The organism is Flavobacterium sp. NG2 (assembly GCF_034119845.1).
Lineage (GTDB): Bacteria > Bacteroidota > Bacteroidia > Flavobacteriales > Flavobacteriaceae > Flavobacterium.
The window spans coordinates 3,705,213-3,719,917 of record NZ_CP139420.1 but is presented as its reverse complement, the minus strand read 5'-3'; the positions used below and the strand labels follow the sequence as shown (position 1 = coordinate 3,719,917).

At 36.3% G+C, this 14,705-nt stretch carries 13 protein-coding genes; 6 read left to right on the top strand and 7 right to left on the bottom strand.

Annotated features, from left to right (window positions below):
* Positions 1–12: 12 nt before the first annotated feature.
* Together rplS and trmD are read right to left on the bottom strand one after the other, a co-directional pair.
* Positions 13–363 carry a 50S ribosomal protein L19 gene (rplS, locus tag SLW70_RS14940; RefSeq protein ID WP_320889430.1) on the bottom strand — a complete coding sequence of 117 codons (351 nt, stop codon included), beginning with the start codon at positions 361–363 and terminating at the stop codon, positions 13–15.
* 227 nt (positions 364–590) lie between these two features.
* Positions 591–1,265 carry a tRNA (guanosine(37)-N1)-methyltransferase TrmD gene (gene trmD / locus SLW70_RS14935; protein WP_320889429.1) on the bottom strand — a complete coding sequence of 225 codons (675 nt, stop codon included), beginning with the start codon at positions 1,263–1,265 and terminating at the stop codon, positions 591–593.
* Positions 1,266–1,700: 435 nt separating this feature from the next.
* Here trmD and SLW70_RS14930 point away from each other — a divergent pair, with 435 nt between their 5' ends.
* The gene (locus SLW70_RS14930) at positions 1,701–2,633 is read left to right on the top strand and encodes a peptidylprolyl isomerase (protein ID WP_320889428.1); all 933 of its coding nucleotides are present in this window, start codon (positions 1,701–1,703) and stop codon (positions 2,631–2,633) included.
* 185 nt (positions 2,634–2,818) lie between these two features.
* Here the strand turns inward: SLW70_RS14930 and SLW70_RS14925 are convergent, their stop codons facing one another.
* Positions 2,819–3,397: a dihydrofolate reductase family protein gene (locus SLW70_RS14925; protein WP_320889427.1), complete on the bottom strand. Its 579-nt coding sequence runs from the start codon at positions 3,395–3,397 to the stop codon at positions 2,819–2,821.
* Positions 3,398–3,682: 285 nt separating this feature from the next.
* On the opposite strand from SLW70_RS14925, the gene SLW70_RS14920 reads away from it, so the two are divergent.
* The 4 genes from SLW70_RS14920 to SLW70_RS14905 all read left to right on the top strand — a co-directional run bounded on the left by SLW70_RS14920 (position 3,683) and on the right by SLW70_RS14905 (position 9,914).
* The gene (locus SLW70_RS14920) at positions 3,683–4,009 is read left to right on the top strand and encodes a DUF6660 family protein (protein WP_320889426.1); all 327 of its coding nucleotides are present in this window, start codon (positions 3,683–3,685) and stop codon (positions 4,007–4,009) included.
* Between the two features lie 266 nt (positions 4,010–4,275).
* Entirely contained in the window at positions 4,276–7,440 is a 3,165-nt protein-coding gene (locus SLW70_RS14915) for a CusA/CzcA family heavy metal efflux RND transporter (RefSeq protein WP_320889425.1), read from the top strand.
* 1 nt (position 7,441) lies between these two features.
* Positions 7,442–8,674 (top strand): TolC family protein, encoded by a 1,233-nt coding sequence (locus SLW70_RS14910; RefSeq protein ID WP_320889424.1) that lies wholly within the window; start codon positions 7,442–7,444, stop codon positions 8,672–8,674.
* 10 nt (positions 8,675–8,684) lie between these two features.
* Positions 8,685–9,914, top strand: coding sequence for an efflux RND transporter periplasmic adaptor subunit (locus SLW70_RS14905; protein ID WP_320889423.1), 1,230 nt, complete (start codon positions 8,685–8,687; stop codon positions 9,912–9,914).
* 530 nt (positions 9,915–10,444) lie between these two features.
* On the opposite strand, the gene SLW70_RS14900 is transcribed toward SLW70_RS14905, so the two are convergent.
* The 4 genes from SLW70_RS14900 to SLW70_RS14885 all read right to left on the bottom strand — a co-directional run bounded on the left by SLW70_RS14900 (position 10,445) and on the right by SLW70_RS14885 (position 12,337).
* Positions 10,445–10,993: a hypothetical protein gene (locus SLW70_RS14900; protein WP_320889422.1), complete on the bottom strand. Its 549-nt coding sequence runs from the start codon at positions 10,991–10,993 to the stop codon at positions 10,445–10,447.
* 147 nt (positions 10,994–11,140) lie between these two features.
* Positions 11,141–11,299, bottom strand: a complete 159-nt coding sequence (locus SLW70_RS14895; protein WP_320889421.1) for a hypothetical protein — start codon at positions 11,297–11,299, stop codon at positions 11,141–11,143.
* A 316-nt stretch (positions 11,300–11,615) separates the two neighbouring features.
* Positions 11,616–11,942: a hypothetical protein gene (locus tag SLW70_RS14890; RefSeq protein WP_320889420.1), complete on the bottom strand. Its 327-nt coding sequence runs from the start codon at positions 11,940–11,942 to the stop codon at positions 11,616–11,618.
* Between the two features lie 143 nt (positions 11,943–12,085).
* Positions 12,086–12,337, bottom strand: coding sequence for a hypothetical protein (locus tag SLW70_RS14885; protein WP_320889419.1), 252 nt, complete (start codon positions 12,335–12,337; stop codon positions 12,086–12,088).
* A gap of 486 nt (positions 12,338–12,823) precedes the next feature.
* Between SLW70_RS14885 and SLW70_RS14880 the strand changes: the two genes are divergently transcribed.
* Complete coding sequence (locus tag SLW70_RS14880; RefSeq protein WP_320889418.1) at positions 12,824–14,611, top strand: alpha-amylase family protein; 1,788 nt, start codon at positions 12,824–12,826, stop codon at positions 14,609–14,611.
* The last annotated feature ends 94 nt before the right edge of the window (positions 14,612–14,705 follow it).

Sequence of the window (14,705 nt, the reverse complement as noted above, 5' to 3'; positions counted from 1 at the left end):
AGGGATAGTAAACTATCTTCTTTTGTCTTTAATTCTAGCTTTTTTACCAGTAAGTTCTCTGAAGTAGAAAATTCTAGCTCTACGTACAGCTCCTTTTTTGTTGATTTCAATTTTTTGTAAAGCTGGTAAGTTGATAGGGAAGATACGCTCAACACCTACTGCACCTGACATTTTACGAATTGTAAAAGTTTCAGTACTTCCAGTACCTCTTCTTTGAATTACAACTCCTTTAAAGAACTGAGTTCTTGTTTTTTCACCCTCTTTAATTTCGTAGTAAGCTGTGATAGTGTCTCCAGCTCCGAATTCAGGGAAATCTTTTTTTGCAACATATTCGCTATTAACGAAGTCTACTAAATTTGCCATTTTAAATGCTAATTATGGTTTAATATCGGACCAACATTCACGGGTATCGCCAGAGGTTAATCAAATGTGGGTGCAAATGTAGTTAAAAAAATTAAATTCCAATAAAAGAAATTCCAAATTCCAATAAAAAAATAAACTCTAAATAAAATCAAATTCCTAATACCATTTTTTAACTGATTAATCAATTGGAATTTGGAATTTAAAATATTGGAATTTTTAAAGAAAATTTATTCTAACAAATCCGGTCTTCTATTCTTTGTATGTTCATAAGCGGTATCCTCGCGCCATTTGTCAATTTTGGCAGAATGGCCACTTAATAAAATATCCGGCACTTTCCATCCTTTGTAATCCGCAGGGCGAGTGTAAATAGGTCCTGATAATAAACCGTCTTGGAAACTATCCGTTAATGCTGAGGTTTCGTCGCTCAAAACGCCTGGTATCAATCGAATTAAAGTATCTGACAATACTAATGCGCCTAATTCACCACCACTCAGTACATAATCACCTATCGAAATTTCCTTGGTGATAAAATGATCGCGTACTCTTTGATCTACTCCTTTATAATGTCCACACAAAATGATGATATTCTCATACATGGACATGGTGTTAGCCATTTTTTGGTTCAACGTATCTCCGTCAGGTGACATATAGATGATTTCGTCGTACGCTCTTTCGCTTTTCAAATGCGTAATACAAGCGTCAATAGGTTGTACTGTCATTACCATTCCTGCACCACCACCAAAAGGATAATCATCTACACTTTTTTGTCTGTTAGTGGTATAATCACGTAAATTGTGAATGTGAACTTCCACCAATCCTTTATCAATAGCACGTTTCATAATCGAAGCTTCAAACGGACTTCTCAATAAATCGGGTAATACGGTAATAATGTCAATACGCATGAGTTGTTGTCTAAATTTTGAATTGGCAAAGGTACAAAGATTTCAATAGCAATTATAAAAGTCAATTTCAAATGTCAATAGTTAGAAGTGGGGAGAAGGGAGAAGGGAGAAGGGAGCGAAAAATTCATTAAGTTAAGCTATCGTCAGTTCGAGTTGAGATAAAATTTGCGACAGAAAATTTTATCTCAGTATCGAGAACTCTAGTTTAAACAAAACTTCTCGATCCCTTTTTTAATAATATAGCTGTCGCATTGTTATTAAAAATCACTCAAAGTGACGGTAAACTTCTTAAATTAATGACTTTGAGGGAGCGGGGAGCTGGAAGTTTCAAGCTCTCAATTTCTAACTTGCAACTTCCCACACTTAACCTGAAAATCAAACTTTCAAATTCCCTATTAAATTTGTAATTTTGCACCTCAATAAAAATAATATACAATGGAAAACGGAATATATGCTAAATTCAACACTTCTAAAGGTGCTATTTTAGTGAAATTAACGCACGATTTGACTCCTGGTACAGTAGGGAATTTTGTAGCACTTGCTGAAGGGAATTTAGAAAACAGCGTAAAGCCTCAAGGAACAAAATATTATGATGGATTAAGTTTTCATAGAGTAATTCCTGATTTTATGATTCAAGGAGGTTGTCCTCAAGGAACAGGAACAGGTGGTCCAGGATACAAATTTGATGATGAATTTCACCCAAGTTTGAAACATGACAAACCAGGAGTTTTAGCTATGGCTAATGCAGGTCCTGGAACTAACGGTTCTCAATTTTATATTACGCACGTACCTACTTCTTGGTTAGACGGAAAACATACTGTTTTTGGTCAGGTTGTAGAAGGACAAGATGTAGTAGACGCTGTTGCTCAAGGAGATGCTCTTGAAACTTTGGAAATTGTAAGAGTAGGTGAGGAAGCTCAAAAATGGAATGCTGTTGAAGCTTTCCGTACTTTTGAAGGAAACCGCAAAAAACGTTTAGAAGCTGAGAAAGCTGCTGCTGAAGAAGCTATGGAGAAATTAGCGGCTGGATTTGAAAAAACGGAAAGCGGATTGCGTTACCAATTCATCCAAAAAGGTGAAGGTAAACAAGCAGCTGCAGGTAAAACAGTTTCAGTACATTATACAGGACAATTACCAGAAGGAAAAGTTTTTGATTCTTCTTACCCAAGAAAAAAACCAATCGAATTTAAATTAGGTCAAGGTCAAGTAATCGAAGGATGGGACGAAGGTATCGCTTTATTAAAAGTAGGTGATAAAGCTCGTTTTGTGATTCCTTCTCACTTAGGATACGGAGCTAATGGAGCAGGAGGAGTAATTCCACCAAACGCTACTTTAATTTTCGATGTAGAATTAATGGATGTAAAATAATTCATTTTATTTGAAATCATACCTAATCCCGATTGTGAAAGCAGTTGGGATTTTTTATTAGTTTCAGATTCGAACTTAAAACTTTGTAATTTATTGCAGCACTTTAGTAAAACGAAAAATCTACTCTAAGAAAGTTTTTTTGCTGTATAGCGCATAAAAATTAGGTGTTAGAAAGTAAGATGGGTTTATGCTGTTTTTATTTTATAGTGTAATTGAACAAGTCCACTATCATAATTTTTTGATGATAATAGTGTGAGTTCTTGTTCTGGTCTGTCACTTTTAAATAACCTAATGCCATCACCAACCAAAATGGGTATAATAGAAATTATAATTTCATCAAGTAGTTTTTCTTTAAGTAGTTCGTGTACAATTTCGGCTCCACCATCACAAAAGATATTTTTTCCGTTTTTGCTTTTCAACTTTTTTACCAAATCAGGAAGATTACCGTTGTAAAATGTTAAGTTTCCTTCTTTCTCTTTAGTTGTTCTTGTTATGATATATGATTCTTTGTCTGCGTGCGGAAACTCAATTCCTTGATTGATAACCCAATCATAGGTCTTTCTTCCAATAATTACTGTGTCAATAGTTGATATAAATGAACTATAGCCATAGTCTTCTCCTTCCTTTTGGACACTATTTAAAAAACTTAAATCATCATTTGGTTTCGCTATATAGCCATCTAAAGAGCAAGCTATATATAAAATTAGTTTTCTGTTGTTCATCGGATACTGTTTTTGGTTGTAAATTAATAATAAAATATTCATTTAAAAAGAACTTGTAATCGGAGGTGTTTGTGCAATAGCTTCTCATTGTAGAATCTTGATCGCAATTGATTTGATAATAGAGTATGGAGAAATAGGAATTCGGTTTCAGATTACCTCACTATACTTTTATTTTTAGTAAGTGTTCCGTGAATTCCATTGGTAGAAACATTATCAAGAATAAAAAAATAACAGTTGAAGTTCTAGAAACAACCATTTTGGTGTTGAAATTCTTAAAAAAGCCATAATAAGGGAAAGAATTTATTTATTATTCCTATTTTTACAGGAATGAAAATGCTAAACATCATATTCTCCATCTACTTAGTTGTGCTTTCGTGTCTGCCTTGTGCAGATAAGTTAGCCGATAGTTTGGCACATCAAGCTGAAATTCACAGTACTACAGATGCGGAGCATTCACACGATGTCGATAATGATTTATGTTCGCCTTTTTGTGTGTGTAGTTGTTGTGGTTTTCATACGTTAACCTATGTGGCAGTTGTACCTACGCTAGTCACAGTCCTTTTTGAAGAAATAAAGTCTTCTCATTCTTTTTATACCTCAATTGCCTCTTCCAATTTCTTTGGAAGTATTTGGCAACCCCCGCAAATAGCCTAATAATTCCGTCTAAAAGCTACAAAATGTAGTTGCTTTTGGTCCACGGACAAAACGGATGTAACTGATGTTAGGTGGATAAACTGTTGCTTTTGTTTATTCTGAAAATAAAAAAAATCAGTGCTAATCTGTTTAATTTGTTTCATCTGTGGGCTATTATAAGTCATGTATATTGATACTATGACATTAGCTTTTAGAATTAAACTTAGGTGTATTCACAGCGAGAGCAAGCGCTAGTTTGCTAAATTTCTAATCTATGATATTCTAACATGTTAGACAAAATAATACAATTCAGTATAAAGAATAAATTCATTATACTGCTTTTTACCTGTGTGCTTATTGGGGTGGGAAGTTATTCACTCAGTCAATTGCCCATTGATGCTTTGCCAGATGTAACAAACAATCAGGTGCAAATTATTACTACCGCTCCCACATTGGCGAGTCAGGAAGTAGAGCAATTAATTACCTATCCACTGGAGCAGGAGGTGAAAACCATCCCAAAAATCATCGAACTCCGAAGCATTTCCCGTTTTGGGCTTTCGGTGGTGACGGTAGTTTTCAAGGAGGATGTGGATATTTATTGGGCGAGAGAACAAATTTTTCAACGTCTTAAAAAAGCACAAGAAAACATTCCAGCCTATGCGGGTTCTCCAGAATTGGCTCCTATTTCAACCGGTCTTGGCGAAATTTATCAATACGATGTCTATGCTAAAAAAGGCTATGAAGACAAATATGATGCTGTTCAATTGCGTACAATTCAAGACTGGATTATCGTTCCACAATTACAAGGGACAGAGGGGGTAGCAGAAATTAGTACTTGGGGAGGAAAACTAAAGCAATATGAAATTGCGGTTAACCCCAATACGCTGAATAGTCTAGGGATAACGATTACTGAGATTTTTGATGCTTTACAAAAAAACAATCAAAATACAGGTGGTGCATATATCGAAAAAGACCAATACGCCTATTTCATTCGTGGCGTAGGGATGGCCAAAGGGATTAAGGATTTAGAGAATGTAGTGATAAAAAACCGCAATGGTGCTCCTGTTTTGGTTCGCGATGTGGCGAAGGTACAAGAAGGTGTTGCCTTGCGTTACGGAGCTTCTACTAAGGATGGAAAAGGCGAAATCGTTTCGGGTTTGGTCTTGATGTTAAAAGGCGAAAATTCAAGCGCTGTGGTGAAAAGAGTCAAAGAGAAAATGGCTCAAATCAATAAAACATTACCTGAAGGAGTCGTAGCAGAAGCTTTTATTGACCGAAGTAAATTAGTGGATAATGCCATTGGAACGGTATCAACCAACCTTTTGGAAGGAGCCTTAATCGTGATTTTTGTTTTGATTTTATTCCTTGGAAATTTTCGAGCGGGATTGATTGTAGCTTCGGTGATTCCGCTGGCGATGTTGTTTGCTGTGATTTTGATGAATGCCTTTGGCGTAAGCGGAAACTTAATGAGTTTGGGGGCGATTGATTTTGGAATCATTGTCGATGGTGCGGTGATTATCGTAGAAGCGACCATGCATCATTTGCAAAAGCGAACCAGAATAAAAGAACTTACGCAAGGCGAAATGGATGTTGAGGTTTACGAGTCGGCTTCCAAGATTAGGAACAGTGCTGCTTTTGGTGAAATTATCATTTTGATTGTGTATTTGCCTATCCTCGCTTTGGTAGGTACCGAAGGAAAAATGTTCCGACCGATGGCAATGACAGTAGGATTTGCGGTTTTAGGTGCTTTTATCTTATCGTTAACCTACGTACCGATGATGAGTGCACTCTTTTTGTCGAAAAAAACAGAACACAAAACCAATTTTAGTGACCGCATGATGCTGTGGTTCGAGAATATATACACACCTTTTTTAGAGAAAGCCTTGCGTTTGAAAACATTGGTATTGGGGATTGCCTTGGCACTTTTTGCTATTGCATTTTTTGTGTTCCAAAATATGGGAGGCGAATTTATACCGACCATTGAAGAAGGCGATTTAGCATTCGAAACAAGAATCATGACTGGTAGTTCGTTGACCGAAATGATTCAAGCCACCACAGAATGCGAGAAAATATTAAAAGCTAAGTTTCCTGAAATCCAAACGATTGTTACCAAAATAGGAACGGGAGAAATCCCAACTGACCCTATGCCTATTGAAAATGGAGATATCGTAATCGTTTTAAAAGACAAAAGCGAATGGGATCACAAATACAAAAATTGGGAAGAAATCGGGGAAGCGATGAAAGCGGAAATAAACAAGAAGCTGTCCTATGTTTCTATTGAAGTGTCACAACCAATTCAAATGCGTTTTAACGAACTGATGACGGGAAGCAAAAGCGATATTGCAATTAAGATTTTTGGTGACGATTTGGATGTTTTGGCTGCCAAAGCTGATGAGTTAATTTCGAAAGTAAAATCCATTGAAGGTGTGGGCGATTTAAAAGCTGAAAAAGTCACGGGTTTACCTCAAATCACCATCAAATACGATTACAATAAAATTGCTTTGTACGGTTTAAATATTGTCGATATTAATCAGGTGATACGTTCTTCGTTTGCAGGTGATGTGGCCGGAAAAATTTACGACCAAAGCAAACGTTTTGATGTTGTGGTTCGAATGGATGAAACAAACCGCTCTGATATAACAGATGTTAGTAATTTATTTATTCCGTTACCCAATGGCCAACAAGTACCGCTCTCACAAGTAGCAACTATCAGCTATGAGCAAGGACCTGTACAAGTATCCCGAGAAAACGGAAAACGCAGAATTACAGTGGGATTGAACGTTCGTGGACGCGACATTAAAAGTGTGGTTGAAGAAATTCAACAAAAGCTAGATGCTCAATTCCAACTTCCTTCGGGTTATTATGTTACCTATGGAGGGCAGTTTCAAAATTTAATTGAAGCAAACAAACGCCTTTCGGTTGCTGTTCCCGTGGCTTTGGGATTAATTTTAGTCTTGCTGTATTTTACTTTTGACAGCATCAAGCAATCATTATTGATATTTACAGCTATTCCTTTATCTGCCATTGGTGGTGTGTATGCATTATGGTGGAGAGGAATGCCCTTTAGTATTTCGGCAGGAATAGGATTCATCGCTTTATTCGGAATCGCCGTTTTAAATGGAATCGTACTTATTTCGTATTTCAACCAACTGAAAGCCGAGGGAATTTCGAGTCCGCTCGAGCGTATTCGAATAGGGACGAAAACCAGATTGAGACCCGTTTTAATGACGGCAGCAGTAGCATCTTTAGGATTTTTGCCTATGGCGTTATCCAATAGTGGAGGGGCAGAGGTGCAAAAACCATTGGCCACGGTCGTAATTGGTGGATTGATGTCGGCGACTTTATTGACATTGATTGTCTTGCCAATCCTTTATTTATTATTCGAAACTTCCAAAAGTACATTGTTTTCTAAAAAAGAAAATGACGGTTTGGAAGCAAATAAAAATTCATAAGATGAAAAATACATATAAAACACCAAGGAATCCGTTCCGTTTTTTATTCTGTTTTGCAATTCTGCTATTGATGAGCAGTTTTTCGTTTGCTCAAAACAAACAAATCATTACACTTGAAAATGCAATTTTGTTAGCCAAGAAAAACAACAGCGATTTAAAAATTGCTGATACTGAAATTGAAAAACAAATGTTACTCAAAAAAACGGCTTTTCAAGTTGATCCGTTACAAATCCAGTACCAAGGGGGGCAGTTTAATAGCGAGTTCTACGACCATAATATTACGGTACAGCAGTTTTTTCCTATCGGTACGATTACCAAATCCAACCGTCAGTTACAAGAAGCTTTAGTGAACCTAGCCGAACGCAGAAAAGCATTGACGGAATACGAAATAGAGAAAGCCGTGACCTTATCGTACTACCAATATTTGTATGGAGTATCGATTCAGAAATTAAACGACGAACTCTTTACAATTTACAATCAGTTTTTAAAAAATGCCGAATTGCGTTTTAAAACAGGTGAAAGCGGTTCGATTGAAGTCATAAGCGCCAAAGCCAAGGTGAAAGAGATTGAAACGCAAAAAGCACAGTTGGAAAACGATTTGGTGGTCTATCAAAAACAATGGCAGTTTTTTCTTCAAACCAATGAAAACCTAATTCCTGATGTAAATACGCCTTTGAAATACACGCTGCTAAAGGATAATAAAGAAAACCGCATTCAAGAGTTGGTCAGCAATTTTTACGAACAAGAAATTTCAGTCTATCAAAAAGAAGCTTCGACTTATAAAGCGATGCGAACACCAAAAGTTGGTTTAGGGTATTTTGCACAAACCATTGATACCAAGTCCTTATTTCAAGGATTTACGGCAGGTTTGCAAATTCCTGTTTTTGGCGGTGTGAATACGACCAAAGCAAAGGCTTCTGAAATGAATGTTTTACAATCACAACTGGCTTTGGATAAAAATACTTTAAAGTTGAAATTGCAAAAAGAAATGTTGCAAAACGAATTCGAAAAACAACAAAAAGCCGTGCTTTACTATCAAAACGAAGGCCTGAACTATGCCAATCAAATCATCAGCACTGCGCAAAAAAGCTACGCTAATGGAGATATGAGTTATTGGAACTACATTAGTTTTTTGAATCAAGCCATCGATATCAAAAAGCAAAATGCCGAAGCCTTGAATGCCTATAATCAAAGTGCGATTGCGTTGCAATTTCCGTCTTTTACAAACAATTAACCGAATCACAATGAAAAATACACGAACATCTATATTCCTAATCCGTCGATTTACCTTTGCTGTTGCCTTGCTTTTAAGTGGTAGTTTACTCCTTTTTTCTTGTGGAGAAAAGAAAGCCGAAGAACAACATGAGGAAGAAGAAAAATCAGAAACCGAACTGGAACTAACAGCTACCCAATACAAAACCATCGGAATTGAAACGGGAAGTATCGAAATGAAAAACCTCAATACCATCATTAAGGCCAATGGTTATACTGCCGTTCCACCACAAAATATGGCAAATATTTCGACTTTAATTGGTGGAGTGGTTAAAGATATTTTTGTTTTGGAAGGAACGTATGTGACCAAAGGAAAGACTTTGGCAACCATCCAAAACCTTGATATCACTCAAATTCAGGAGGAATACAGTTCTGCAATAGCAAATGTCGAATTCTTGCAGTTAGAATACAACCGCCAAAAAACGTTGAGCGACGAAAATGTCAATCCATTAAAAACCTTTCAAGAAGTAAAATCAAAATTAGCGGTGGAAAGAGCAAGAGCCAAAGCTGCCAGAACCAAATTACAAGCCTTAAATGTGAGTTTGTCAGGCAATGGTTCGTTGATTCCTATTTTGGCACCTATTAGTGGGTATGTGGGGAAGATTAGCATCACCAAAGGCGCTTTTGCATCGACAGGAATCACCCTTTTTGAAGTGGTAGATAATAGCCAAATGCATTTAGATTTGAATGTTTTCGAAAAAGATTTGGGCAAAATTTCCATTGGTCAAGAAGTGGATTTTGTTTTGACTAATCAATCAAATAAGTCCATTAAGGGAACGATTTTCGGTATTAATAAATCATTTTCTAACGAAAGTAAAACGGTAGCAGTACACGCCAAAATCAATTCTAGAGACACCAAAGATTTGATTTCGGGCATGTATGTGGCGGCAAATATTAATATTACCAATCATTCTGTTCCCGCCTTACCGAAAGAATCGATTGTTAGAAACGGTGATAAATATTTCATTTTCTTAATCGATTCAAACCCTAAAGAAGCACCACATAAAGAGGACGGAACGGCCTCTCATCACGAGGAAGGTGAAGTTCATTTCAAAGCCATCGAGGTTATTCCCGGCACAACCGATTTAGGTTACACCGAAGTAAAACTACTTGAAAACATCCCCACCGATGCCAAAATCGTAATCAAAGGAGCTTTCTATCTTTTGAGTACTGCCAAAGGGGGAGGAGAACACGAGCATTGATTTTTTTAGGAGCGTAATAGTAGGCTTTTTCAGGAAAGATAGTTCCTGCTGTCCGCTGTATCTTGTGGGGCATAAATGCCAGCCCCACAAGGATGCCGCTCCCATCAGGGCTGAGGATAATATTATTTCTTTTTATAGAAGTTTTTCTGAAAAAAAAACTCGATGGCGCTCACTTCAATGTCATATAGTGAAGGATTACTCTTGTCTGTTCGAGTGTTTTATTAAAAAATGCGTTAGCTTTTTTTAATAAAATGTATCGAGAACTTCTAGGACATAAGGCTTCTCGATACAATTTTGAATAGTAAAGCTGTTCGCATTACTATTCAAAATCACTCGAAGTGACGGTAAAATGCTTAATTATTGATGTTGCGCTCGATATAACAAAATGTTTTGTTATATAGAGCAGTTTATACAGAGCATAATCGATGTACAGTTGAGAAACTTTTGAACCATATTACATATGGTAGCACTTCTTATTCCCCTCTTGAGAGGAGGGGGTAGGGGTGTTTTTCTATTAATAAATAATTAGCTTATTGCCCTTCGTTAACAATCAGTTTCAATGAATTGATGTAATCGGTATCAAATTCGATGACTCTTATTTTGTTGTGTTTAAAACCCATTTCACCTTCAAATTCGCCTTCTGGTCCTAAGAAATCCATGACCAATTCGTCCTCATTGAAGTCAATAAGTTTCCCAAGATAAACGGCTTTATCGGATTTTTTAGCAATCTGAAAAATTTCATATTTACTTGCCAAAAAATGAATAATAGTCTCTAAATCCGTAAGCGGAATGATTTCTTCAGCACTTGTTTTAAGCCCTTTTAGTTTGATGACTTTCTCTGTGAACTCATGGTCTTTATCTTGTGTAATGGACTTTACATTTTTGTTTCTCAAAATGGTGTACCCATCAATGATGAAATCAACAGGATTGTTTTTTAGCAAAATCCAATCTTCAGTCCAATCAATTAGAAAACCAGTAAAAATGTCTTTTTTATCCTCAAATTCTATTGAAATCAATTGTCTTAAATATTTGTCCATCATGTTTGTGTAGGTTTCGTAAGCAGTTGTGCTCTTTGTCAATTTTGAAGTTTCAATTTAGGGATAATATTGTAGTTAAAAAAGTTTTTTTAGAAGCAAAGTTATTGTGAGGAATGGGCTAGTTTTATTGGTCACAACTATGATTAAATGCTGAAATTTTAAAACGTATCAAACGAAAGAAATAGATATTTAAGGATTGTCGATAGGGAAATATTGATTTTCATAATTTTCTATCAGTAGTGATAGCATTTCAGCTTCCTCTCCTTCTTTTGAATTTGGAGTTGCGTCAAAAATAACCTCTAATCTTTTTAATGCTTTTTGATAATCGTTTTCAGTTTTGATTTCCATATTTTTAGCTTTTAATTATTCTAACCCTCAAACTGTTTCTTCAAACTACTTACGTCCCCTACTTCCTTAAACTACTTCCCGCAATCTTGTCATCCTGACGTAGGAAGACTCGAGCGAAAGCGAACAGGCGAAGCAATCTCCGTAAGTAACTCCACAAAGATTTGTTTTACTGTTGTTGGGAAATTAATATAATAAATATAAGGTAATTTCATCCGCGTTGCAAACGCTACAATTTTTGCTTTAAATTAAATAAAGGCACTCAATTTTAGGAGTGCCAGATGTGAAATATTTCTTGTTAGATTTTGATAAGTTATTTTTATCTTTTTGGAACGTACGTTTTATTACCGTTGCTATTGATGTAATATTGCCCACCCTTTGATCCCGTTTGGATCGTTTGTCCTGAGCCATAATTATATGCTTGTGTTGAGTAATCTTTAGCCCTAGTTCCAGTTTCACCAGTGTAGCTATTGGTATTTCCTTGTGTTGAGTAATTATTTGTGTTTGTGTTGTCAGTAGTAGTTTTGTAGTGCCCTTGAACATATGTGCCATCGCTTTTTGTATAGCCATTTACATAAGTAGAAGATTGAGCAGAAGCTAAAGCTGAAATAGTTAAAAAGCTGATTGATAGAATTATTTTTTTCATTTGGAATTGATTTAATTTTGCTTACTCTATTCGGTTTTCAGCTTACCCGTTTGTTCCTTTTTATTCTTGTCAAAAATAATTCCTCTTAATCAGTTTTCCTTACGGTAAACCGTATTTACACAATATTTCACTTTTAATACTAACTACCTTTTAATCCTTATTTTCATAAACCACAGTACGACCGCTATTCCAATCCATACAAGAATTATGGATAGTATGTCTGGTCCGTTATGATGGATGACTTCATTTCCTGCTTCGGTAACATATTTTGATGCAGAACCAATTTTTGATGCAATCCAATTTATCATTAAAACATTAAGAGCAATTGATGTCCATTTTAATAGTTTTTTCTTTTTTAATTTTTTGTGTCTCGATTTTGAAATTTGTAGTTCCATTATTAATGTAATTAGTTCGCTAGTTTTCTTCTAAATAACTAGCAAAATTTCGGCAAAAATAATTTCTCGAAATATGTATTCCTTACGGTAAACCACAATTGGTCATTATTTTTGTAAATCCCCTAGCCCCAGTAGTAGTGGAAAGCCTTTGCGATTGAAAACCACTTTTTTCTTGCGGTGGCAGAGCGACCAGAGGAAGCTCCTGCCAGCGCGTAGAAAAAGGGTTTGAAATCGTGAAGCTTGAAACGGATGATGGGATTAAGCTCCTTAAAAAAATCACTGCTGATTGCTTTGCCTGTTTGCTACTGCTCGGGTCGCAGTTTTTTTTGAAATACAAGAGAAATAAATTAGTGCTAATTTGGATGTTAAACGGTTGAAAATAAAAAATTGTGAATTAGCGGCTAATTCATTCGTTCTAAATTGGGATAGTTTTCAAAATAAACTATATTTAAAAAATGGAAATACCATTTAACAAAGAATCGTAAAATGAAAAAAGGAAAAGAGCCTACAGCAGAGACTAAAAAGGTGGTGTATCATGTTTTTACACGACTTTTTGGGAATACAAATACAACAAATAAGCCTTGGGGAACCATTGAAGAAAATGGGGTGGGGAAGTTCAAAGACTTTACACCTAAGGCACTCAAAGAGATAAAAAAACTAGGGGTTACACATATTTGGTTCACAGGTGTGCCGCACCATGCGCTGGTAAATGATTATACGGCTATAGGGATTTCTAACGATCATCCTACGGTGGTTAAGGGACGCGCGGGTTCTCCCTATGCGGTTAAGGATTACTATAATGTGAATCCAGATTTAGCTGTTAAACCTGAGAACCGTTTACAGGAATTTGAGGATTTGATTGTCAGAACACACGCAGCAGGCATGAAGGTGATTATTGATATTGTTCCCAACCATATTGCCCGTAAATATGAAGGAAAAACGAATCCGAGGGGCGTAAAGGACTTTGGGGCAAATGACGACACCTCTGTGGAATATCGTAAGGACAATAATTTTTATTACATTCCGAATTCACAATTTGAAGTTCCTGATATTGTGCCACCTTTGGGTGGTGAATATGACGCTTCACAACATGAACCTTTTATAGAAATTCCAGCCAAATGGACAGGAAATGGCTCCCGAATGGCGAAACCAGATCGCAATGACTGGTACGAAACGGTAAAAATAAATTACGGGGTACGTCCTGATGGCGGTTATGATTTTCCGTTTTTGCCTTGGGGTTACGATACAGAATCCTACAAAGTGCATTTTGATTTTTGGAAAGACAAAGAAATCCCTGATTCGTGGAAAAAGTTCCGTGATATTGCACTGTACTGGACCAAAAAAGGGGTAGATGGCTTTAGATACGATATGGCGGAGATGGTTCCGTTTGAGTTTTGGAGTTATTTGAACTCATCGATTAAGATGAAAAATCCAGAGGCTTTCTTGATGGCAGAGGTTTATAATCCTGACCAATACTACAATTACATCAAGATGGGAAAAATGGATTATTTGTATGATAAAGTAGGTACGTATGACAAGTTGAAAGATGTGATTCAAGGGCGTTCCTGGCCGGATGAATTGTCACATATTCAGCAGAGTTTAGGCGGTATTGAACATCATATGTTGAAGTTTTTGGACAATCATGACGAACAACGTTTGGCAAGTCCTGAGTTTGCGGGTACTCCAGAAAGAGGAAAACCTTTGATGGTCGTTTCGGCAACGATTAGTACGGCACCTGTGATGATTTATTTTGGTCAAGAAGTGGGGGAAGCTGCTAATGAAGATGGCGGTTTTGGCACACGTTCTAGAACTTCGATTTTTGATTATGTGGGCGTGCCTGCACATCAAAGATGGATGAATAACGGCAAATTTGACGGTGGTCAGTTATCTGAAAGTGAAGCTTCGTTACGGGATTTTTATAAGCGATTGTTGAATTTTACGCTAGAAAGTACTGCTTTGATGGGAGAATTTCAAGAAATTCAATATGCAAATCGCTACCATGTGGAAGGATATGATACTGGGATTTACAGTTATGTGCGTTGGTCAGATAATCAAAAACTGATTATCGTTACTAATTTTTCATCAGACAACAGCAGTTCGTTTGATTTAAAAGTGCCAAATCTTGTGATTGAAAAATGGGATCTAGCCGATGGTACATACAAACTAGTAGATCAATTGTATAAGAAAACGAAATTGACGCTTACAGTTAGTAATAGAGAAGGAGTAGTTCCGATGACGATTTCTCCATCGGAATCATTTATTTTACAACTATAAAAATAAAGAAACCATTAAGAAATTAAGGTTTATTAAGCTTAACTTAATTTTCTTAATTTTTTAATGGTTAAAAATAATTCTATAAAAATGTAAC

What these genes read in the sequence shown, in the direction of transcription:
- rplS (WP_320889430.1), bottom strand. Translation starts at nt 363, where the DNA reads ATGGCAAATTTAGTAGACTTCGTTAATAGCGAATATGTTGCAAAAAAA.
- trmD (WP_320889429.1), bottom strand. Translation starts at nt 1,265, where the DNA reads ATGCGTATTGACATTATTACCGTATTACCCGATTTATTGAGAAGTCCG.
- SLW70_RS14930 (WP_320889428.1), top strand. Translation starts at nt 1,701, where the DNA reads ATGGAAAACGGAATATATGCTAAATTCAACACTTCTAAAGGTGCTATT.
- SLW70_RS14925 (WP_320889427.1), bottom strand. Translation starts at nt 3,397, where the DNA reads ATGAATATTTTATTATTAATTTACAACCAAAAACAGTATCCGATGAAC.
- SLW70_RS14920 (WP_320889426.1), top strand. Translation starts at nt 3,683, where the DNA reads ATGAAAATGCTAAACATCATATTCTCCATCTACTTAGTTGTGCTTTCG.
- SLW70_RS14915 (WP_320889425.1), top strand. Translation starts at nt 4,276, where the DNA reads ATGTTAGACAAAATAATACAATTCAGTATAAAGAATAAATTCATTATA.
- SLW70_RS14910 (WP_320889424.1), top strand. Translation starts at nt 7,442, where the DNA reads ATGAAAAATACATATAAAACACCAAGGAATCCGTTCCGTTTTTTATTC.
- SLW70_RS14905 (WP_320889423.1), top strand. Translation starts at nt 8,685, where the DNA reads ATGAAAAATACACGAACATCTATATTCCTAATCCGTCGATTTACCTTT.
- SLW70_RS14895 (WP_320889421.1), bottom strand. Translation starts at nt 11,299, where the DNA reads ATGGAAATCAAAACTGAAAACGATTATCAAAAAGCATTAAAAAGATTA.
- SLW70_RS14890 (WP_320889420.1), bottom strand. Translation starts at nt 11,942, where the DNA reads ATGAAAAAAATAATTCTATCAATCAGCTTTTTAACTATTTCAGCTTTA.
- SLW70_RS14885 (WP_320889419.1), bottom strand. Translation starts at nt 12,337, where the DNA reads ATGGAACTACAAATTTCAAAATCGAGACACAAAAAATTAAAAAAGAAA.
- SLW70_RS14880 (WP_320889418.1), top strand. Translation starts at nt 12,824, where the DNA reads ATGAAAAAAGGAAAAGAGCCTACAGCAGAGACTAAAAAGGTGGTGTAT.